The organism is Amphritea sp. 1_MG-2023, from assembly GCF_030547545.1.
Classification (GTDB): domain Bacteria; phylum Pseudomonadota; class Gammaproteobacteria; order Pseudomonadales; family Balneatricaceae; genus Amphritea.
In genome coordinates this window covers 38,784-60,270 of record NZ_JAUOQE010000029.1, presented here as the reverse complement: position 1 = coordinate 60,270, position 21,487 = coordinate 38,784, and the positions used below count along the sequence as shown (strand labels likewise).

Sequence of the window (21,487 nt, the reverse complement as noted above, 5' to 3'; positions counted from 1 at the left end):
CTTTCAGAGAAGCAGGATCTCAGCGTTAACATTTTTCGACGTACAACCAGTATGCCTGTAACGGTTGCCTTGATCTCTGTAAGCCAGAGGCGTAATTGACTTATTCGCACCTTCCCTACCTTGGTGGGCGAGGTTAACTGTTTATGGCTGATTAACGTTAACCCCTCACTTGATGCTTCATAAACCTAATGCTAAAAGCATTTCGACTGCTTTAACCTAGGTTTTGCGCGATATTCACCACCGCAATTACTGTCATTATGTGGCTAATGCTGTGGTAAATCCCTCGAAAAATAAGCATGCATGTTGTTATCTTTGGCTGTCAATTTAATCGATTTCTTTTCAATAATGACGATCAATAAACGGATCAATATCGATGCGCGGTCGGCGTTTTATTGACCATTAAGCATATAATCGGAGTGATCTTGTCAGGAGAAAACAACTTATTGGTTATGTTTCTGTCGATGATTGTTGACGGCAAAGAGGGCGACGTAGCGTTACTTCTTGCGGGGATAACGGCGGTGAATGTCGAATCAGGCACTGAATTTGCCGGTAAGGATGTCGCTATAAACTAACCCAGCGAGTGGCTAATTATGCACGCTTACGCCATGTGAGTTTGACGTTATGGCTGTTCATTTGTTAGGGGAAAAGGCTGAAAAGCCGCTTTCTCATCACTCATCTAATGGCTAGGATGAGGTTTTTTCGCTGTTACTGCAAGAATATTCGGCGACTGACAGCGATTTGGCATGATTGGCCATAGTGATTTAAGGTATTTTATATCTCTGCTTTTCTCTACTTTTTCAGAAGAATACACTTTTAATATGGGCTTTTTAGAATTAAAACCCTGCCTTACTTTTGGGTGTACACCCCTATGGGTAACTAAAATCATAACTATAGTTAATTTTATTGGGATTTAACTAATAATTAGTTGTACTGTAGTTTGAAATAACGATAAGGATTCATCCTATATCAATCTTCAAACAAGTATGTATTGATCGTTATTAGAAGCAGCTTAAGGGCTGATTTTTTTGGTTTAAAATAATTAATCATGATTATTTACATTAATTGTTTAAGTCGCTTTTTTCGGAGATGAAATGGCTGAAGTTCGGCGAAAATATCGTAAACAGAAACTCTCGGATCTTATTGTCGATGAGGTTAAATCGATGATTGTGGCTGAGAAGCTTTTACCTGGAGATCGCCTGCCCAATGAGCGGGATTTGATTGATCAGTTTGGGTGCTCGAAAGGCACGGTAAGAGAAGCACTGAAAGCACTGGAAGTCGAGGGGCTCGTGTATACACGACCGGGCCCTGGAGGTGGTGCTTATCTGTCCGAAGTAGGCACTGACCCGGCCAGTAAAATGCTGCGCAACTATCTGTATTTTAATCAGCTGTCAGCCGAGCAGGTATATCAAATGCGCAAACTGATTGAAGTTGAGCTTGCCGTATCGGTGGTGGGTAAGTTAACCCCTACTGATTTTGAGCAACTCGAAATGCACACTCAAACGTGCTCGACACCGCCAAATTCCGACGATCAACAACGCCTTCAGCGTATCGCCGAGCTTGAATTTCATAATGTATTAGCCGATGCCAGTCCTAATCCATTGTTCAGTTTTATGGGGCGTTTTTTAAATGAAACGCTGCGAGACCTTGTGGTTCTGAAAAAATCTTATCAAATCGATGCATATCAGTTTACACATTCGAATGTCGTCTATCACCAGCGTTTACTTGAGGCGTATCGAGCAGAAGATGAGGCGAGTGTGCGCACCTTGATGAGTGAACATATGTGCGAGGCAGAGTGTCAGTTTGTTGCACTCGATGGTCAGATTTCTAAAAAAATGTAACACCTAGGTGCTCAATGTACCGCTTATAAAGAGCTTGTTAAACAAGCCGACAATAATTGAGAAGCTTCAAGATAAGGCAATAAATACAACAGTAAAGAAACCTTAGAGGAATGCACTATGAAAAAAATGATATTAAGGAATGTCTTACTATCTGCGGTTTTATCAGCGACGACTTCACTTTCATTCGCCGCTGAAGGCGTAACGATCTATGGTGTTAAATCTGTTTCGGGTGCCTTTGCCAGTTACGGCAAGTATGCCGATATGGGGTCTAAGCTGGCGGTTGAAGATTACGGTACAGTGTTGGGGCAGCCTGTTAGCTATCAAACCCTTGATACTGAAGGTAATGCGGGTAAAGCGGTACGCAAGGTTCAGGAAGCCATTAGTCAAGATGATGCGCGCTTTTTTGATGGTGCCACCTTGTCATCGACCGCATTGGCGATCGGTAAAGAAGTGAATAAGGTTAATGGTGTTTTCGTGACACCCGCAGGGGCCGATGAGCTAACGGGTAGCGATTGTAATATGTCGACGTTCCGCTGGTCTGTACCCACCTATGGTGCCATCCGTGAGACCGTTAAACCGTTGATTGATCAATTTCCAGATAAAAAGCGTTGGTACACCATCACGCCACAATATGTCTTTGGTGAAGCACTACTGGATAATGCCAAAGAGGTGTTTGCAGCAGAAGGTATTGAGCACGTAGGCAACAGTTATCACTCACTTAAGGAACAAGAGTTTTCCGGTTATTTAACCAATGCTATGGCGGCACAACCGGATGTTTTACTGTTATTAAACTTTGGTTCTCAGTCATCCAATGCGTTACGTCAGGCAATCAACTTTGGCCTTAAAAATCAGATGACAATCTTGATGGCTTGGTCTTCAGGTTTGGATCAGTTACAGGAGCTTGGCCCTGATATTGCGGAAGGTGTTTACTTTGGGGCTCAGTATTGGCATACCGTGGACACGCCGATGAATAACGCCTTGGTTAAACGGGTTAATGAGGTCTATGGCATGAACCCTAACTATCCGTTGGCCGCAGATTATATCAGTACAACGGTGATTTTGGACGCGATTGCTAAGGCGGGCACCACCGATAGCGCAGCAGTCGCTAAGGTCATGGAAGGGACGACTTATGCTGGCCCTACCGGTAGTGAAACCATTCGCAGCGCCGATCATCAAGTATTGAAAGATTATTACCTGTTGAAAGGCAAGTCGGCCGCTGATATGGCCGATGCAGATGATTTCGTCGATATCATTAGTTCTGGAAAATCCTTTCCTGATGAGTCAACTCTGATGTGCAAACGTAGTTAATGTGTAATCCGTCCCCTTGGCAGTTAAGGGGGCGGTATCTATGACTTTTGCTGGAGTGAACCGATGAGTCTCTATCTGTTTCAGATACTGAATGGTATCGGCTTGGGGATGATCTACTTTCTAATTTCGGTTGGATTAACGATTATCTTCGGTCTTTTGAATTTTGTTAACTTTGCCCACGGTGCGTTTTACCTTATAGGTTCTTACCTTTGTTTTACGATTGTCTCGTTGACGGGTAATTTTTGGCTCGCCCTCGCCTTAGCCCCCATTACGGTGGCCATTTTGGCATTCTTTACGGAAAGAACGCTGATTAAACGTGCTTACCATCTACCGCACACATACCACATTTTAATAACCCTAGGCATTGCGCTGATTATTCAGGAGCTCACTATCTCTGTGTGGGGCCCTATCGGTAAATCGGTTTCAGTACCGGATGCGCTGCAAGGGGTCTTTCAAATGGGGCATTTTTATTATCCGAAATATCGCTTATTCGTCATTCTTTTCTCTGCGGTGATCGCTTTTGCCTTGTGGTTGCTTCTTGAGCGCACGCGCTTTGGTGCATTGGTACGTGCCGGTAGTGAAGATGCAGAAACGGTATCGCTGTTGGGTACTCATATACATAAGCTTTTTTCGCTTACCTTTGCTTTGGGGGTTGGTTTGGCTGGCTTAGCGGGCGTCTTAGCGGCCCCGATTCGAGGCGTGCATCCATTCGTGGGTGTTGAAGTGCTAGGCATCGCCTTTGTGGTAGTAGTGATCGGCGGCATGGGGTCGTTCAGCGGTGCTTTGATAGGCGGATTGATTGTCGGCTTGGTACAAAGCCTGATGACAACCATCTGGCCGCAGGGATCGAGTTTAATGATTTATGGTGCGATGGCTTTTGTCATTTTGTTACGCCCTTACGGTTTGTTCGGGAGAGCCTGATTATGATGAAACAAAAAAAATCGTCGCTGTTTGGTGGGGTGACGCTAGCGGCGTTAGCCACGGTTATCGTGATGCCGATGTTACTGCCATCAGCGACATTGGCGACTGAAATTCTCATTTTTGCCATGGCCGCGTTGGCGTGTAACTTGTTGTTAGGCTATACCGGATTGCTCTCTTTTGGGCAGGGTATTTTCTTCGGTGGTGGCGCTTATGTTGCTTCTATATGCATGATTAACTGGAACTTTGGTCTACTGAGCGCGTTATTGACGGCGATGTTAACCGGCGCACTACTGGCAGGGTTGGTCGGCGCCTTATCGATACGTCGTACCGGCATCTATTTTGTCATGCTGACGTTATCGTTTTCACAGATGGCATATTTTATTGCCTACAGTCTCAGTGATTGGACGGGTGGTGATAATGGTTTGTTGGATATTCCACGCCCAGCGTTGACATTGTTAGGCTTTGAAATCAGCGATCTGGTGTCGAGTCAGGCATTTTATGCCTTCGTTGGTACGCTCTTTATGGTGATCTTTGTGTTCGCTCGACGGGTTATACATTCGCCTTTCGGTACCACGTTGGTCGCGATCAGAGAGAACGAAAACCGTGCGTCAGCGGTTGGTTTTTCAACCAATCACTTCAAGCTTCTAGCCTTTGTGATTTCGGGTGGCATCACCGGTATTGCGGGCGCGCTTTATGCCATGTTATTGAATTTTGCGCCGCTCTCTAATATTGAGTTACAGATGTCAGAGAGCATTTTGATCATGACGATCATTGGCGGTACGGGGTCTCTATTTGGTTCGATATTAGGCGCCGGTTCGATTGTGTTGTTAGGCGATGTGCTGTCAGCTGTTTGGCCTCGCTGGATGATTTTATTAGGTGTCGCTTTGATTGCGGTGGTGCTGTTTATGCCATCGGGTCTTTGGGGTGGTGTCGGGTCTGTTGCGGATCGTTGGCGTGAATATCGTCGTCGTAAAGCATCTGCAATCAAGTCTCAGGAGGTTAACTGATGAACGATTATATACTCGAAACAGATAACCTCGGTTTACGCTATGGTGCATTTGCGGCGCTGGGCAGTGTTGACTTGAAAATTAAACGCGGTTCGATACATACAGTCATTGGTCCGAATGGTGCAGGTAAGACAACATTATTTCATTGCCTGACGGGTGAGCGAAAGCCGTCCAGCGGTCACATTCAGTTTGCCGGTCAAGATGTGACTCATCAGGCACCGCATAAACGTGTTGCGGTGGGGATGTCGCGTTCATTTCAAATCACTAGCCTGTTTCAAAACTTGAGTGTGCGTGAAAACCTGCGTTTGGCGGCGCAAGGACGGGATGGATTGGCTGCCTTGGCATTTTGGTATTCAGATAGTCATCGACGGGAGCATCTACAAAAAGCCGATGAGGTCATTGAACGGATTAAGCTGGATAAAATGGCGAATACCTATGCTGGCGAACTCTCTCATGGGCAGCAGCGGGTGTTAGAAGTCGGCATGGCGCTGTGCAGTAATCCGCAAATGTTGCTGCTCGATGAGCCTACCTCGGGAATGGGGGTGGATGATATTCCGGTGATGACACAATTAATCTCTGAGTTAGGGCAAGATCATACCGTGATGTTAATTGAGCATAATATGCGTTTGGTGATGTCGATTTCAGATCGCATTACGGTGATGCATCAAGGCAATATTCTGATTGAAGGCGAGCCTGAGATGGTCAGTGGCGATGAACGTGTTAAGAAGGCTTATCTGGGGGAGAGTGGATCATGAAACTTGAGCTTAATAATGTTCACTCCTATTACGGTAAAAGTCATGTATTAGAAGGACTTTCACTTGAGGTAAATCCGGGAGAGTTGATTACGTTGTTGGGTCGTAACGGTGCGGGCAAAACAACAACATTACGCAGCATCGTCGGTATCGTTAAGCCAAAACAGGGCTCGATTCGTTTTAATGATGTCGAGTTGGTAGGTAAAGAGACCTTTGAAATCGCCCGTTACGGTATTGCATTGGTGCCAGAGCATCGCGGTATTTTTAGTCTTCTGAGCGTTGAAGAAAATTTAGCGATCGCGGTCAGGTCAGGCAGTCGTTGGGATTTGGGCGATGTGTATGACATGTTTCCGCGGCTTTATGAACGACGTAAAAATGGTGGTAACGAGTTATCCGGTGGCGAGCAGCAGATGTTAGCGATGGCGCGTGCGTTGGTAAACAATCCGCAGCTTTTGTTATTGGATGAGCCAACAGAGGGCCTTGCGCCCGTGATTGTCGATGAGATTGTACGTATTCTCGAGCGTATCAGAAAGGCTGGCGTAGCGGTGTTGTTGGTTGAACAGAATCTTGCGGTTTGTGAACGATTGGCAGATCGGCACTATGTTCTGGAGCAAGGCAATATTGTTTATACCGGCACGGGTGATGATTTCCGTCAGCAGAATACGATTAAAGATCGCTATCTGGCTGTTTAGGTTGCGGCTAAAAGGATAATGGATAATGAATCAAATGAATAATGAAACGTCGGCCGTGAGTGCATTAACAGTCGATCAAGATCGGCTTTGGCAGAGTCTGATGGAACAGGGGAAAATTGGTGAAACGGCGAAAGGGGGGCTGAACCGTTTAGCGCTGACAGACCTCGACCGTCAGGTGCGCACATTGTTTATTCAATGGTGCAAAGATGCGGGTTGTGAGGTCAGTATTGATCAGATCGGTAATATCTTTGCTCGTCGGTCAGGCCGTGATAATACCTTGCCTCCCGTCATGACCGGTAGTCATATCGATACGCAGCCTACGGGTGGGAAATTCGATGGCTGTTTTGGCGTGATGTCGGGGCTTGAAGCGATTCGCCGCCTCAACGATTTGAAGATTGAAACGGAAGCACCCATTGAAGTGGTGGTTTGGACCAACGAAGAGGGCTCGCGCTTTCCTCCCTGTATGATGGGGTCTGGCGTCTTTACGGGTCAGTTTACACTGGAAGAGACCTTGGCAACCCGTGATAGCGATGGTGTTTCCGTCGATGAGGCCTTGCAAAGTATCGGTTTTGCCGGAGAACGCTCAGTCACAGGTCATCAGGCTACGGCCTACTATGAAGCGCATATCGAGCAAGGGCCGGTATTAGAAGATGAGCAAAAAACGGTAGGTGTGGTGATTGGTGCGCTGGGGCAAAAATGGTTCGATCTGCGTATTACCGGTGTTGAAGCGCATGCAGGCCCAACCCCGATGGATCTGCGGCACGATGCCGGATTGGCGACCGCGCATGTGATGATTTTTGTGAATCAATTGGCATTGAAATATGCACCGCATGGTCGTGGTACTGTGGGCTGTCTTGAACTGTTTCCCGGATCGCGAAATGTGATTCCAGGGCAGGTCGATCTGAGCATCGATCTACGTCACCTTGAAGGGGATATTCTCGAAGCGATGGTGGCTGAGTTGAAGGCTGAAATAGCACGGATAGAACAACAGTTCGGGGTGACCGCTGAGCTGAAACCGACGGCTGATTTTCCACCGCTAGCGTTTGCACCTGCGTGTGTGAATGCGGTGCGTAATGCGACACAAGCGTTAGGCTATAGCCATCTGGATATTGTCAGTGGAGCGGGACATGATGCTATCTTTATGGCTGAAATTGCCCCTGCGGGTATGATCTTTGTCCCCTGTGAAGGCGGCATTAGCCATAATGAGATGGAGCGTGCCGATGCTAAAGATTTAGCGGCGGGAGCTTCGGTGCTGCTTAATGCCTTATTGGCCAGTGCTGGACGGGTAAATTGATATGATAGTTGAAAATACAGACACGGATATCGCCGATTTAGACGCAACCACACTGAGCCGCTTATATGCCAACGGCGAACTCTCTCCGGTCGAGGCAACAGCGGCGGCGCTGGCGCGAATTGATGCCTGCAATCAGCAAGTCAATGCGTATTGTTATGTTGATGCCGAGGGCGCGATGGTCGCGGCTAAAGCCGCAGAGCAACGCTGGATGGCGGGTAAACCATTGAGTCCCATTGATGGGGTGCCTTCATCGATCAAAGATTTGACTCGAGTGGCGGGTATGCCCAATCGCAGCGGATCATTAATCAGTTCGGCGGAGCCGGTCACGGATAATGCGCCATTCACTGCGCGGATGCTGGAAGCGGGCGGTGTGATTCTAGGAAAAACCTGCACCCCTGAATTTGGCTGGAAAGGGGTGACCGATAATCGTCTAACGGGTATTACACGTAACCCTTGGAATACCGCGCTGACAGCGGGTGGTTCCTCTGGTGGTGCTGCCGCCGCTGCCGCCTTGAATATGGGCGTGTTGCATCAGGGTAGCGATGCGGGCGGCTCGATCCGTATTCCTGGTGGGTTTTGTGGCGTGTTTGGTATCAAGCCCACTTTTGGTTTTATTCCTCAGTGGCCTGCTAGCGCGATGACCACGTTGTCTCATCTCGGCCCGATGACACGCAGTGTCGATGATAGTTTGTTGATGATGGATGCCGTTGCTCAACCGGATGATCGCGATTGGTATTCAGATCGTATTTTTAGCGGCCGTTGGTGTGATTCGCCTGCGGTTGATCTGAAGGGGATTAATATCGCTTATAGTCCAACCCTTGGCTATGTCGATGTTGATCCAGAGGTGCGCGCGAAGATCGATCAGGCGGTAAAACTACTGGCTGATCTCGGTGCTAATATTGAGGAAGTTGATCCTGGTTTTACAGATCCGGCAGAAATATTCTCAACGTTATGGTTTGCCGGTGCGGGGAAAGTGGTCGATGGCTTAACTGAAGAACAGCGAGCATTGCTGGACCCTGGATTTCTTAAAATTGGTGAACAGGGGCGTAAAATTGATATCGTTCACTATATGAAAGCGGTGGATGCTCGGGCTGATTTGGGCAGCATGATGAATCAGTTTCATCGACGTTATGATCTACTCATCACGCCAACATTACCCATAACCGCTTTTACGGCTGGACAAAATACCGTGGAAGATAGTCAGAGCGAGTGGATGGAGTGGACCCCGTTTTCCTATCCGTTTAACTTGACGCAGCAGCCTGCTGCTACCGTCCCTTGTGGTCGTGTTAACGGTTTACCGGTGGGGTTACAGTTGGTCGCGGCGCGCGGTGATGATGCGCGATTATTAGCCGTGGCTAAACGCTTTATGGACGAGTGCCCAGCGGAAATACTGAGTGCACCGATTGTTGTGTGATCGATATGGTGAATGATTAAAGCGGGTAACTAAGAGCGTTTAACTAAAAGCGTTTAACTAAAGGCGCTTCGATCACAGCACGACACTCGTTATCCAGTAAAAAGAGGAGCGTATCGGTTAGATGCGCTCCTCTTTTTGTTCCGCTATAGGTCATATTGGGGGCGACGATTTAGTGAGCCAATGTCGTGTTTCGCGCCGCGTACTTGCCGAAAATAATGCTGCCCACCGCAATAACACCTAATAACCAGGTATATTGAATATTACCGATGATTAGCAGAGGCGATAAGCCCGCAATAGAGCCAGCGAGTAACACTTGTGCGCCGTAGGGTAATAGTCCTTGCACAACACAGGAGAAGATATCCAGTAGGCAGGCACTTCGACGGGGATCTACTTGCTGACGATCGGTTATCTCTTTGGCTAAACCGCCACAGATAATAATGGACACGGTATTATTAGCGGTGCACACATTGGTGAGGGCAACGGCGGCACTGATAGCGGCTTCACCGGCTTTGGGGCTGGCAGTCGTTGTATCACCTTTAGTGGTCAAACGTTCAATCTGACGGGCTAAAAATTCCAACCCTCCCTGAGCTTTCATCAGCGCACCTAAACCACCGATAAGCATCGATAAGATCATGATCTCCTGCATGCCGGTATAACCCGCATAGATGTCTTTCGATAACTGCGCGATAGAGTAGCTGTCTAATTGGCTTAGACCTACAGCACCGGCGAGCAGGATGCCGCTAAACAGTACGAGAAACACATTGAAGCCGGTCAATGCCATGGCGAGTACGGCTAAATAGGGCAGTACTTTTAAGAGTTGATAATCGTTATCCTGAGTAATGTTGGCTTGGGTACCTTGTAGATACAGCCATACTAAAGTGATCAGGGCTGCAGGCAGTGCGATTTTGAAGTTCATGCGGAACTTGTCACGCATATTACACCCTTGTGAACGGGTGGAGGCGATGGTGGTATCCGAGATGATCGATAAGTTGTCACCAAACATCGCGCCGCCAACCACCGCGCCAATGCAAAGTGGTAAAGATAGATCGCTGACTTCCGTGAGGCCAACGGCGATCGGAGCCATCGCGGCAATGGTGCCCATTGATGTGCCCATCGCGGTCGCGATAAAGGCGGTAATGACAAATAAGCCGGGTAAGACAAGCGCTGCAGGGATAAAGCTCAGCCCGAAATTAACCGTAGCATCGACGCCACCAACGGCTTTGGCAACGCTGGCAAAGGCACCCGCGAGTAAGTAAATCAGACACATGGTAATGATACTGCTATCACCAACGCCGTGAATAAAGGTTTCTAGTCGCTTGTTGAGCTCTCCGCTGCCTAATAGTAATGCTAGGACGATGGCAGGCAAAATGGCAACAGGTGCCGAGATTTGATAGAAAGCGTAATCAACATTAATCGATTGATAGTAAAAGCCGCTGCCAATAAAGAGGGCGAGAAACAATAATAGCGGTAATAGTGCGAGTGGGTTAGCTCTCATTTGAGACTCCGGGATAAAGAGGCACGAAAAGTCGGTCATTCTTTTGGAATGCAGACTATCAATGGGCGAGACTGACTGAGAACAGAGTCTCACTAATTAAGGCCGAGATTATACCGATTAGGCGTAGCCGTTCTAATATTGATTTACTATAAAAATGTTGTTTTAGTTATAAAGAAAAGATATTTAATAGCTTTGAAGAATATATAAATGCGCTCAAGCGGGACGAGTCTATGTACTCAAGCAGGGCTAACGATCGTGCTACGGCGTTTTACTAAAGGTGAAAAGCCCCCCAAAACAGGGAGGCTTAAATTTTAACTCAGCTGATGAACTGAAGGGACGTTAGCTATGCGCTAGCCTAACTCCCCAGTCACTATGACATCTGCTGACGGTTAAGCGCCGATGACGCCGCCATCGTTGCGTTGTACCACCATGATGGTCGAACGTGGTTTACTGTTACCGCCGGCGGGGAAGTGGGATTCAACTTTTTCACCAGGGTGTTGCACGCCGATGAAAACAGTACGCTTATCCGCACTAAAGGTGAGCCCTGTCAGTTCACAAGAGATCGGCCCCGTGGCGAAGCGACGGATCTCGCCGGTATCAGGATCAGCCACTAACACTTGATTATTGCCCATACCGGCAAAATCACCTTTATTCGAATACGCACCGTCGGTCATGATCCATAGGCGACCATCATGATCGAAGCCCAGTCCATCAGGGCTGTTAAACATGTTTTCATCGTTAATGTTGGCCGAACCGGCGTAGAAATCTTTATGGACGGTTGGGTTGCCTGCCACGACAAACAGATCCCATTTGAAGTGCATGGCGCTATTATCACCGTTCGCTTCTTTCCAGCGTACGATCTGACCATAATGATTTTCAGCACGTGGGTTAGGGCCCCCAACAGGTTGTCCCGCTTTCTTGCCTCGATGCTTATTGTTGGTGAGGGTGCAGAAAACTGTTTTGGTTTTAGGATGAACGGCCACCCATTCCGGGCGATCCATGGTGGTCGCACCGACAACCGTAGCGGCTTCACGCGCAAAGATCATGACTTCCGCCTGATTGTTGAAGCCATTTTCCGGCGTCAGTCCGTTTTTGCCGAAAGTCAGCTCGAGCCATTCACCGGTTCCTCTAACGTCGCCTGCAACAGCATTGAAACGGGAGGCGTAGAGAGTGCCTTCTTCTAACAGGTTACGGTTTGCCGCCTTATCAGATGGGTTGTATTTGTGTTTAGAAATAAACTTATACAGATGCTCACCGCGTTCATCATCACCCAGATACACCACTACATGACCATTGTCTGCCACCGTAACGGCCGCGTTTTCATGTTTAAAGCGTCCCAGCGCAGTACGTTTAAGCGGCGTTGAAGTTGGATCCATTGGATCAATTTCAACGACCCAGCCGAAACGGTTAGGCTCGTTGGGCTCTTGATTGACATCAAAACGGGTATCCGATGTGTACCATTGATACTTGCTGTCATCGCCGATACCGTAGCGTTTCAGGTGTTTGTCTTGTCCGCCGCCCGGTTTGGCAAAGTATCCGTTGAAGTTTTCTTCACACGTCAGGTAAGTGCCCCAAGGGGTTTCGCCATTGGCGCAGTTATTGAACGTACCTAATACGTTTGTGCCGCTGCTATCGGCGCTGGTTTTTAACAGCTCATCTCCGGCAGCAGGACCGGTTAATCTCATTTCGGTATTAGCGGTAATACGACGGTTGTATTTTGAATCGGCGAGATATTCCCAGCCATCGGCTGTCCGTTTAATTTCGAATATAGAGACACCGTGAGCTGCTTGAGCTTTTTTCACATCATCGTGGCTTAGCGCCTTACCTTGATGCTTAAATAGCAGTTTGTAGTTAGTGTATTCATTATTGACGGCCAGAAGCGCGCGATCGTCAGAGAGCGGGAAGATCGACATACCATCGGTGTTATCACCAAATTGACCTGCTTGAGCTAGGGCTGGCTGCATGCCGCTTTCATCAAACGCCGGCGCACCTTGTAGAATAGGATCTCCCCAAGAGATGAGCGGTTTGGCACTATAGCCCTCAGGGACGACAAAGGTATCGGCGGTGCTGGTGGGTATTTTACTAAAACCTAGTAGTTTGCTGTCAGCATGAGTCGCGGCAATGGCCTTGCCCAGCGGGTTAGCGGCAAGAAACAATCCCATCGCTGTCGCACCACCCTGCATGAAACGGCGGCGGCTGATACCGGCATCGATAATTTTACTGAAATCGGAGTCTTGTTCATTGCGCGGTGCTGTGTCGGCCTGTAGCAGATCTTTGTTCATGCTTAATGTTCCTAAAGCTATCTGTTAATACGAAAGTAAGTCACGTCATTGATGGCAGCAAGCCTAGTCTTGATATATGAATATTAGATGACGAAACGGTAATAGATATATGACAGCGGAGGGAACGTTTATCGGCGAGCAGGTTAGCGATGTATTTTAACTATTTATTTGAACTATTTATTTAAACCCTTTTTAAATGATGTGTGGCTAACCAGACCAGACCAGACCAGACCAGACCAGAGTTAGAGCCGCGTTTTTATAACGGGAGTTTGCTTAGCGATACCGAGAGGCTGCAATTGTCGCAAGGCTTGATGGTGAGTATTGCGCTGATTCTCACAGCGCATCCCATCCTGGAGTCTTATCCAGTGCTCGGCTAGGACTGAGTAGATGTTGCTTGATCAGACTGCGGGCTGCACCAGCATCCCCTGCTAACAAGGCATCAATCAGTTGTTGATGTTCCTTCTGATTGGCATCAAACACGAGGCTATTGGCCATATTCTTTTTCAGCCATAGGTTGCGATAGCGCGAGGCTTTCTCGTACAGCGCACGGCGCACCTGTAATAACGTCGGTGAGTTGCAGCCCTGAGCGATCGCGGTATGAAACGCCTGATGTCGGCGTTCCCATTCCTGCGGGTTTTTTTCGACCATATCGCCAAATTTATGCATAGTATGCGCGGCAGCCAAAATACTGGCTTCCCACTCATCATCACCTCTCTCTACGGCTAGGCCGATACAGAGTGCCTCAATTTCGGCGCGTGTTGCATAGATATCCAGCATCTCCTCACGGGAAACAGGGTGTACTTTAAAGCCTCGCTGATTTTCCACCACCACCAGTTGTTCGATTAACAGCTGTGACAGTGCTTCTCGCAAGGGGCTAACGCCGACTTGATAGCGTTCCTTTAAACGCGTCATTTTGAGCTTTTCGCCGGGTTGGAAATAGCCGGTAAGAATATCTTGCTTGAGATCGCCTACCACTTTTAGGGCAGAACTATCGCTACTGTCCGCTATCGTTGTTCTGCTTTTTTTCATCATGGATAGGTTCTTATTTATCTGTTTTCAAAAGGGTTTATGAGTAAACGAGTCGATCGTAGCAAAGCTATTTTAATTTAGCGCTAGGCAATAGTTAAGACAAACATTTTAAATTATTGTTGACGATATGTAAAAATATCGACATTATTGCGTTGTGTCGATGTTGGCAGCGGTGCAGATCAAGAGACAATTGAATATCTGCCATGAAAACAAAAAACCTTTAAACAACGAATATTCAAGCGATTGACCCTTGCCTGAGCAAGGTGATGCGACTGATACCGCGTTAGGTAAAGGGCGTTCACATAAGAACGAATACAGTTTGGAGAGAAAAAAATGACAGCTCAGTTACGTGAAGTTGAAGCGACTCAACCGTTGGGATTTTCTGTTGCACCTTATGCGGCTAATAAGCGCTTACAGGTTGTGACGCTGACAGCCGAAACCATTTCGGCGTTTGATGCAGCGATAAGTGAATGGCCATTACAGGCGCTGGAATATAAGCCTTTCCTGCGCTTCGCCGTGGCTGACAAGCTGGACGCACTGACGGATTATTCTTTGGGTAAGTTTCTCAACGCCACCATGCAGAACCGAGATACGGCGGCGTTCTTGCTGCAGTATGAAGGACAGCCTGCTGTAACTGAAGGTGAGCTGCGCACAGAGTTTGAGATCAAACTGTCAACGGCGATCTCTCATCTGATCGGTATGCCCAACCATGATGCGATGTATGGTAAATATTATGCTCGTTTCACCGTTTTGAATGATGACAACTCTGATAGCTATCTGCGTCAGGCTCATCGTCGTATGGAACTGCATAATGATGGTACCTATGTTAACGAGCGCACGGATTTTGTTTTGATGCAGAAGCTAGGTGAAGCTCATATGGAAGGTGGTGATTCGCTATTGCTACACGTTGATGACTGGGCTGATCTGAATAAATTTTATCATCATCCGTTGGCGAAACAGGATATCGTGTGGGGCGCGCCTAAATCTAAAAATGTGGAAAGCAAAATCGAGCATCCGATTTTCTTCGAAGAAGATAAAAATGGTAAACCGCACATGTTGTTTATCGATCAGTTTGCCGAGCCACAAAATATGGCCGAAGGTATCTACCTTTATGAGATGGGTGCTTCATTGGAAGCCGATGAAAATTTCTTTCGCGTGCGTTTGCCAGTAGGCAGCATGTTAGTCGCGCAAAACCATTGTTGGTTGCACGGCCGTGATAAATTTGTGGCGCATCCGCAACTGAGTCGTGAACTCCTGCGTCAGCGTGGCCACTTCACCAAGTAAAGTGCTATCGATATACTATGGCGGAGGCGTTTAGGCGTCTCCGCCGTTTGTTTTTGTCGCGTGTTGAAGCACGTTCAGTGAAGCGTTTAATTGATTTTAGGGTTACGGGTGAGAAACATGACATACGATTACATCATCATTGGCGGAGGCATCGTCGGTATGTCTACTGGCTGGCAACTGCAACAGCGTTTTCCTGACGCTAAGATTTTGTTGCTGGAAAAAGAATCGGTCTATTCAAAACATCAGACGGGGCATAACAGCGGCGTGATTCATGCGGGGGTTTATTATGCACCCGGCAGCTTAAAAGCTCAGTTTTGTAAGGCGGGTGTGGCAGCCACGATGCAGTTCTGTGATGAGAATGATGTGCCCTATAATCAGTGCGGGAAGTTGCTGGTGGCGACCAATGCGTTGGAAGCCGAACGGATGCAAGCGCTTTATCAGCGTTGTCATGATAATGGTATTGATGTTGAGTTATTGAATGCCGAGCAGTTGAAGGCTAGAGAGCCCAATATTGTCGGCGTTGGTGGCATGTTGGTGAAAGATACCGCCATTGTAAACTATCAGCAGGTGACCACTAAAATGGCGGAGCGCTTTGTCGAGCAGGGGGGCGATGCCCGCTTAAATCACACCGTGATCAATTTACACGAGAGCGCCGATGAGGTAATGGTAGAGGCGCTGCATCAAGGTAAAAAGGTGAGCTTCAGCGGCAAATTTTTAATCACCTGTTCTGGTTTAATGGCCGATCGCACGACCAAGATGTTAGGCATTAAAACCGATTTTCAGATTATTCCATTTCGCGGTGAATATTATAAACTGCCGGACAAATATAACAGTATCGTTAATCACTTGATTTATCCGATTCCCGATCCTGAATTGCCGTTTCTCGGTGTACATCTGACACGAATGATTGATGGCTCAGTGACGGTGGGGCCCAATGCCGTACAGGGCTGGAAGCGCGAAGGCTATGGTAAAATCAATGTCAGTGTGCGAGATATTTGGGATATGGTGACCTTTCCTGGCTTTTGGCGAGTGCTTAAAGCGAATATCGGTACCGGCATTGTAGAAACCAAAAACTCCTTGTGGAAGCCTGGCTACCTGAAGCTGGTGCAGAAATATTGTCCGCAACTTAAGTTAGAAGATTTACAACCTTATCCTGCCGGTATTCGCGCTCAAGCCGTGATGAAAGATGGCTCATTGGTGCATGATTTCTTGTTTGCAGAAAGCCCACGTTCATTGCATGTCTGTAATGCGCCATCGCCAGCGGCGACCTCTGCTATCCCCATTGGAAACTATATTTGCGATAAAGTTGTCGCACAAAGAGGCTAGGCGAAGCGATAAATGGCCTATTCGACGTTTTTTGGGGTTGCGTCGGGTAGGCCTATAATGTTAGCTATCTTTTCTAGGCTGTTGTAAAATAAGCTTTCAAAGCATATTCCTTGTGAAATGATTGTTGTATCCAAGCCATCTGCTATTCAGTTAATTTAGCAGGAACAACTATGGCAGTGCGCGTTCGTTACGATACTCATGAATTTGATAATATCGATATACATATCCGCAGTCTTCGAAGTAATCAAGAGTATGATGATGCGACGGGAGAAGCGGAAGCATTAGGTATATCATCCGCCACTTGGCCTCTGTTTGGGATTGTCTGGCCATCTGGGGAAGTACTGGCTCATCATCTGTTTCATTCTGATTTAAAAGATAAACGTATTCTTGAAGTCGGTTGTGGTATCGGCCTTACCAGTGTCCTTTTGAATCATCTGCATGCCAATATTACCGCGACCGATTATCACCCCCAGGCTGAATCATTTATGCATTGCAATACGGATCTCAATGATGATCCACGGGTGCCTTTCGTACGCACCGGTTGGGCCGACCCTGAAACCAATCTGGGTAAATTTGATCTGATTATCGGCAGTGATCTTCTCTATGAAGATGAGCATGTGAAACAACTCGCGAGTTTTATCTGTCAACATAGTAAGCCTCAGGGTAAAGTCATTTTGGTTGATCCGGGTAGAGGACGACACGCCCGTTTTAGTAAAGCGATGGCGGCGGCCGGTTTCGTTTTATCAATCGATCGTCCAGCTCAGCCTGATTTTATGGCGAGGCCCTTTAAAGGGGTGATTCTTAGTTATTCCCGCTGAGTTAGTCATACCACGCAATTTCTCGCTAGTGTTCCTTAATCAACACAAGTGGCTACAGGTTAGGGAAGGTTATTCCTAATCTTGGTTATACTGATGGTATTGATCAAATCACCCTCGCGACAGGCAAAGCCTGCAAGGTCTCAATAACGTCCTTAGTCGGCTGCAGTACGAGAGTCTGCAGTGTCTTGCTATCGTTCGGCCGGTACGATGTCGTTAAACGCTGAGTGATAGCATTAGTGACAACCTCAGGAGCATACTTATGATGACGCTTTCGCAACTGACAGAATGGCTTGGATGGGCATCCATTTTGAATCTGGGCATGTTAATTTTTGCTAGCGTAATGCTGGCCTTGATCAGGCCGTTTATCACCACTCTACACAGTAAAATGTTTGGCATTTCAGACGCGGATCTGACCATTATCTACTTTAATTATTTAGCCAATTATAAAGTCTTATCGTTGATATTTTTTATGGCGCCGTACATAGCCCTCAAAATAATGGGGCACTAAGGAAGGTGCGAATAAGTCCGTTATGTTCTCTGCGGACATTAGAATGGCCAGATACGCGAAAGCCAGAGGCGTAATTGACTTATTCGCACCTTCCCTAAGCAGCAAAGTTCGACCCGGTGTTTTTAGCGGATACCTGTTTGAGCGTTTGTTGCGTCACGCTAAGCGGTTATTCACGTACTTCATTCAGCGACCAATCATATTGATCATCATAAATCTGCTGTATGCTTGATAATGGCTGCAGCAGTGGGGCGTTGGCGTACTGTGTTAAGTGTTCGATAATTTTATCATCACTGTCGCCAAAATCGTCTTTAAACCAGCTATAGATACTCGATACGATCAACTTACCGTTCTGCACGTTGACGCCTCTTGGGTGGTTGATAAAAGCGCTAGCAGCTTGTTCTAGCTGTTGTTCCATTTTGTCTGCAGTGTAAGCTGTGGTGTTTAAGTTTGGACATCCGAGGGAAGCACAGTTGACCGCGTAATGAGTACGAGGGTCGTGCCAAATCGGGCGTAGAATACGGTGCTCTATATCATTAAGACTCAGTGGCAGCTGTTCAACGGTGATCAGTTTTTTCTCCCAGGGGCCTCGGGTAAAGAAACCGGAGAGTTTGATATCCATAATGGATTTAACGGGGTAATGATCGAGCACCACGTCAATGGTTAACGCATTGTAGAGGTTTATCCAGTAAGCTCGTTGTTGATGGCGGTTGTACTCACTAATGGGCAGGGCGGTGAGTTTAGCGAGGTAAGATTTCAAGCGCTGTTTATCGCTAACAGTCACATTGGCATAGTCAAACGTATTAATCCCCTGCATCGCTGTATTGCTGTCGTTATGGGTTGCTATGTACGTTGCTAGAAAGTGGCTCCATTCTCGATGGTCAATGACAGTTTTGCTCTGCGGGTTGTGCTGCAGCCAATGCTCCCAGAGTTCCGGTTTTGGTGCGGCATAGCTGTTGAGGGCGAGTGTCGCAGATAAACAGAGTAGGCAGCGTGCAAGGTATTGGATTAATTTCATATAGGTGAACACTCGTTTAAACGCTGGCGAGAAAAGGTTGATGATTAGGGAAGGTGCGAATAAGTCAATTACGCCTCTGGCTGACAGAGAAGCTGGAGATCAAGGCAACCGTTACAGGCATACTGGTTGTACGTCGAAAAATGTTAACGCTGAGATCCTGCTTCTCTGAAAGCCCCGAAGGGCGGACATTAGAATGGTCATCTACTTTGTCAGCCAGCTTGAAAAGGTCCAGACATTTCGCTGCACTGGCTTTCGCGTATCTGGCCATTCTAATGTCCGCAGAGAATATAACGGACTTATTCGCACCTTCCTTAGATGACCCTATTGAGTTGATGAAGTTCAATTTGATATAGGGAAGGTGCGTTACTCGAGCTGATTGGCCTCTCGTTGATATAATTATGGCCGTTATTAAGCCATATTTTATGGTTACTGACCTCAGCCTTGGGATTCATCTCACAAGACGGTTGGTTAGCGGCGAGTATTGGTTGATGGCACAGTACTGCATCTCAGAACTCAGTGCTTACAGGTCAGCGCATATTTCAGGTCTATACTGTGTGAAATTCTTATTGTCTGCATAATGTTGCGGCATGATGTGCAAACTTGACGACTAAACGCCACAGACAAGGATATAAGCGATGAATTGGCTCCACTATCAGGCATCAATCGGCATCATTGCCTTTAGCGCGCTTGCGTTAGGATGCACCCATTATTCCGGTACCGCTGAGCAACATGCGATGGCGCATCAGCAAGCTCATGCTAAACACATGGATCTTTCGATGTTTGCTAAGGATGCATTTACTGAAGCGCCAACAATCGTCGATTGTGAAACAGCAGCAGGGACAAAAACAACCTGTTATCAGCTGATTACAGACGGGGCTCCCGCAGGACGCGCGCCGGGGCCTTTCTGCCCGAGAACCATTAGTGATGGTGCTGATGTCAGTGGTGCTTGGTTTAGTAAAGAGGGTCATGGTGATTTGGTCGATCTCACCGGTGAGTTCATTCTCAAACTGGGTGAATATTACGGTGATGAAAAATGGATGGTGTATGACACCAAAACAAATCAAGTTCGTTATACAGCAACCAAAGAGGCCTGCTTGGGTGCGGCGAAGCCGGATGTTGAAGCGCAGTACATGCAAAACTGTATCGAGTGCGAACTATCATACTTAGAGGATAACTTTACGCGTACTTTTCTCATCCCGACAACGCCCATCCCTGCCGCCAAGACGAGCCGAGTACGCACGGCGGGTATTGCGTTAGATGGTACCGAGTTGTCGGGATCAGCCCCCGTTGATGCCATTCTAGGTGCTTATACGATTGCGGCTTTTGATGATTGTGGTGGCCATATTAACGTCCATCAAGGTTATCATTATCACGCGGCGGCGGGATGTACTGAACACTTAAATAGTGATGATGGACATGCGGCTCTAATCGGCTATGCAGCGGATGGTTATGGTATTTATGCGCTCAAAAATGCTCAAGGCGAAGAGGCTGAGGGGTTGGATGAGTGTCGTGGTCAAACGGATGATGTCAGAGGCTATCACTACCATGCTGCCAGCCCCAGTGAAAACTTGTTTATTAGCTGCTTTCATGGTGAAACCGTGCGTCCTAGCGGCCCCGATGGGCATCCTCAAGGCGGACCACCTCCTGGTGCTGACGAGCAACATCCGCAGTAATCTGATCGTGTGATGTGTGATTTTGGCTAACCAGCCATTAGCGTTCGCTGATGGCTTTTTTATTTGGCTGGGTAGCGCACAGGTACTGATACGTAATAGCGTCATTTGATCAGCGCTAAGCACGTTTAGTTTAGGGGTGTTCAGCGGTTATTATTGAGATTATCGTGAAGCGCTCAGGTGTACGTATCGGCGACATTAACGGGGCTTATATAAGGGAGCTTATAAGAGAACTTATAAGAGAACTTATAAGAGAACTTATAAGAGAGGCGATAAAGCGCTTAGGTAAATGGAGCTGAGGCTTGAGTGGTGTACCGAGCAGCCGTACCTTGGATTGAGTTTGATGAACCGTTGGCCGGCACGTCTTTTGTTAACATCTTTTGTTAACACCTATCTTAAACATCTATCGTTAATATCTATCTCGGTGCAAGGGTAGGCTGAAAACAGCCTCACTGACGGCAAAGCGACGTGAAGCGTGGCTGACGATGATTACTCAAATACGACGCGTAACGGTTCACCAAAATCATCATAGATCACTTTTTTCCGCTGCCGAGTGCTTTTAGTGGCCGTGTGGGTGGTTTGTGTCCGTTCGGCTTTGCGGGCATCAATTTTGGCGAGGACGCCATTGAGCGGGGTACGTTCTTGCCGCTGAGGGTTGAGGATGAATCCAGCATTACGATAGGAGCCATTGATCAGACCTGTCGCGCCGGTTTCGACTTCCGCTACTTCACCGCCCTGCTTGAGAAAGGCCTGTGTTTGCAGCTGCAGTTGTTTGCGCAGTTCGGATTTGGTTTGACGCTTGATCATGTTCAATTCCTCCTGATGTGTATAATA

At 47.4% G+C, this 21,487-nt stretch carries 19 protein-coding genes; 14 read left to right on the top strand and 5 right to left on the bottom strand.

Annotated features, from left to right (window positions below; genetic code table 11):
* The first annotated feature begins 422 nt into the window (after positions 1-422).
* The 9 genes from Q4488_RS14605 (at position 423) to Q4488_RS14565 (ending at position 9,226) form a co-directional block, all read left to right on the top strand.
* On the top strand, positions 423-572 hold the full coding sequence (locus tag Q4488_RS14605) for a hypothetical protein (protein ID WP_303581218.1): 150 nt from the start codon (positions 423-425) through the stop codon (positions 570-572).
* Between the two features lie 519 nt (positions 573-1,091).
* On the top strand, positions 1,092-1,838 hold the full coding sequence (locus tag Q4488_RS14600) for a FadR/GntR family transcriptional regulator (protein WP_303581217.1): 747 nt from the start codon (positions 1,092-1,094) through the stop codon (positions 1,836-1,838).
* A gap of 117 nt (positions 1,839-1,955) precedes the next feature.
* The gene (locus Q4488_RS14595; RefSeq protein WP_303581216.1) at positions 1,956-3,146 is read left to right on the top strand and encodes an ABC transporter substrate-binding protein; all 1,191 of its coding nucleotides are present in this window, start codon (positions 1,956-1,958) and stop codon (positions 3,144-3,146) included.
* Positions 3,147-3,209: 63 nt separating this feature from the next.
* Entirely contained in the window at positions 3,210-4,067 is an 858-nt protein-coding gene (locus Q4488_RS14590; RefSeq protein ID WP_303581215.1) for a branched-chain amino acid ABC transporter permease, read from the top strand.
* Positions 4,068-4,069: 2 nt separating this feature from the next.
* Positions 4,070-5,074: a branched-chain amino acid ABC transporter permease gene (locus Q4488_RS14585; protein ID WP_303581214.1), complete on the top strand. Its 1,005-nt coding sequence runs from the start codon at positions 4,070-4,072 to the stop codon at positions 5,072-5,074.
* The gene (locus tag Q4488_RS14580; protein ID WP_303581213.1) at positions 5,074-5,829 is read left to right on the top strand and encodes an ABC transporter ATP-binding protein; all 756 of its coding nucleotides are present in this window, start codon (positions 5,074-5,076) and stop codon (positions 5,827-5,829) included. The genes Q4488_RS14585 and Q4488_RS14580 overlap by 1 nt, the downstream gene beginning before the upstream one ends.
* Positions 5,826-6,518: an ABC transporter ATP-binding protein gene (locus Q4488_RS14575; protein WP_303581212.1), complete on the top strand. Its 693-nt coding sequence runs from the start codon at positions 5,826-5,828 to the stop codon at positions 6,516-6,518. Before Q4488_RS14580 ends, Q4488_RS14575 begins: the two co-directional genes overlap by 4 nt.
* A gap of 25 nt (positions 6,519-6,543) precedes the next feature.
* Positions 6,544-7,812, top strand: a complete 1,269-nt coding sequence (locus Q4488_RS14570; protein ID WP_303581211.1) for a Zn-dependent hydrolase — start codon at positions 6,544-6,546, stop codon at positions 7,810-7,812.
* 1 nt (position 7,813) lies between these two features.
* Positions 7,814-9,226 carry an amidase gene (locus Q4488_RS14565; RefSeq protein WP_303581210.1) on the top strand — a complete coding sequence of 471 codons (1,413 nt, stop codon included), beginning with the start codon at positions 7,814-7,816 and terminating at the stop codon, positions 9,224-9,226.
* A gap of 169 nt (positions 9,227-9,395) precedes the next feature.
* On the opposite strand, the gene Q4488_RS14560 is transcribed toward Q4488_RS14565, so the two are convergent.
* From Q4488_RS14560 to csiR, 3 genes are all read right to left on the bottom strand, one after another.
* Positions 9,396-10,721: a Na+/H+ antiporter NhaC family protein gene (locus Q4488_RS14560; protein WP_303581209.1), complete on the bottom strand. Its 1,326-nt coding sequence runs from the start codon at positions 10,719-10,721 to the stop codon at positions 9,396-9,398.
* A gap of 389 nt (positions 10,722-11,110) precedes the next feature.
* Positions 11,111-13,003: a PhoX family phosphatase gene (locus Q4488_RS14555; protein WP_303581208.1), complete on the bottom strand. Its 1,893-nt coding sequence runs from the start codon at positions 13,001-13,003 to the stop codon at positions 11,111-11,113.
* A 333-nt stretch (positions 13,004-13,336) separates the two neighbouring features.
* Positions 13,337-14,032, bottom strand: a complete 696-nt coding sequence (gene csiR, locus Q4488_RS14550) for a DNA-binding transcriptional regulator CsiR (RefSeq protein ID WP_303581219.1) — start codon at positions 14,030-14,032, stop codon at positions 13,337-13,339.
* Between the two features lie 333 nt (positions 14,033-14,365).
* Here csiR and glaH point away from each other — a divergent pair, with 333 nt between their 5' ends.
* From glaH to Q4488_RS14530, 4 genes are all read left to right on the top strand, one after another.
* A complete protein-coding gene (gene glaH / locus Q4488_RS14545) occupies positions 14,366-15,316 on the top strand; it encodes a glutarate dioxygenase GlaH (protein WP_303581207.1) in 951 nt (316 codons plus the stop codon).
* A gap of 117 nt (positions 15,317-15,433) precedes the next feature.
* The gene (lhgO, locus tag Q4488_RS14540; RefSeq protein ID WP_303581206.1) at positions 15,434-16,642 is read left to right on the top strand and encodes an L-2-hydroxyglutarate oxidase; all 1,209 of its coding nucleotides are present in this window, start codon (positions 15,434-15,436) and stop codon (positions 16,640-16,642) included.
* Between the two features lie 170 nt (positions 16,643-16,812).
* Positions 16,813-17,460 carry a methyltransferase gene (locus tag Q4488_RS14535; RefSeq protein ID WP_303581205.1) on the top strand — a complete coding sequence of 216 codons (648 nt, stop codon included), beginning with the start codon at positions 16,813-16,815 and terminating at the stop codon, positions 17,458-17,460.
* Between the two features lie 259 nt (positions 17,461-17,719).
* On the top strand, positions 17,720-17,968 hold the full coding sequence (locus Q4488_RS14530) for a DUF6868 family protein (RefSeq protein ID WP_303581204.1): 249 nt from the start codon (positions 17,720-17,722) through the stop codon (positions 17,966-17,968).
* 166 nt (positions 17,969-18,134) lie between these two features.
* Here Q4488_RS14530 and Q4488_RS14525 read toward each other — a convergent pair whose 3' ends face one another.
* Positions 18,135-18,983, bottom strand: coding sequence for a DUF547 domain-containing protein (locus Q4488_RS14525; protein ID WP_303581203.1), 849 nt, complete (start codon positions 18,981-18,983; stop codon positions 18,135-18,137).
* Positions 18,984-19,618: 635 nt separating this feature from the next.
* Here Q4488_RS14525 and Q4488_RS14520 point away from each other — a divergent pair.
* Positions 19,619-20,656 carry a YHYH protein gene (locus Q4488_RS14520; protein WP_303581202.1) on the top strand — a complete coding sequence of 346 codons (1,038 nt, stop codon included), beginning with the start codon at positions 19,619-19,621 and terminating at the stop codon, positions 20,654-20,656.
* Between the two features lie 486 nt (positions 20,657-21,142).
* On the opposite strand, the gene Q4488_RS14515 is transcribed toward Q4488_RS14520, so the two are convergent.
* Entirely contained in the window at positions 21,143-21,460 is a 318-nt protein-coding gene (locus Q4488_RS14515; protein ID WP_303581201.1) for a hypothetical protein, read from the bottom strand.
* Positions 21,461-21,487 lie beyond the last annotated feature (27 nt).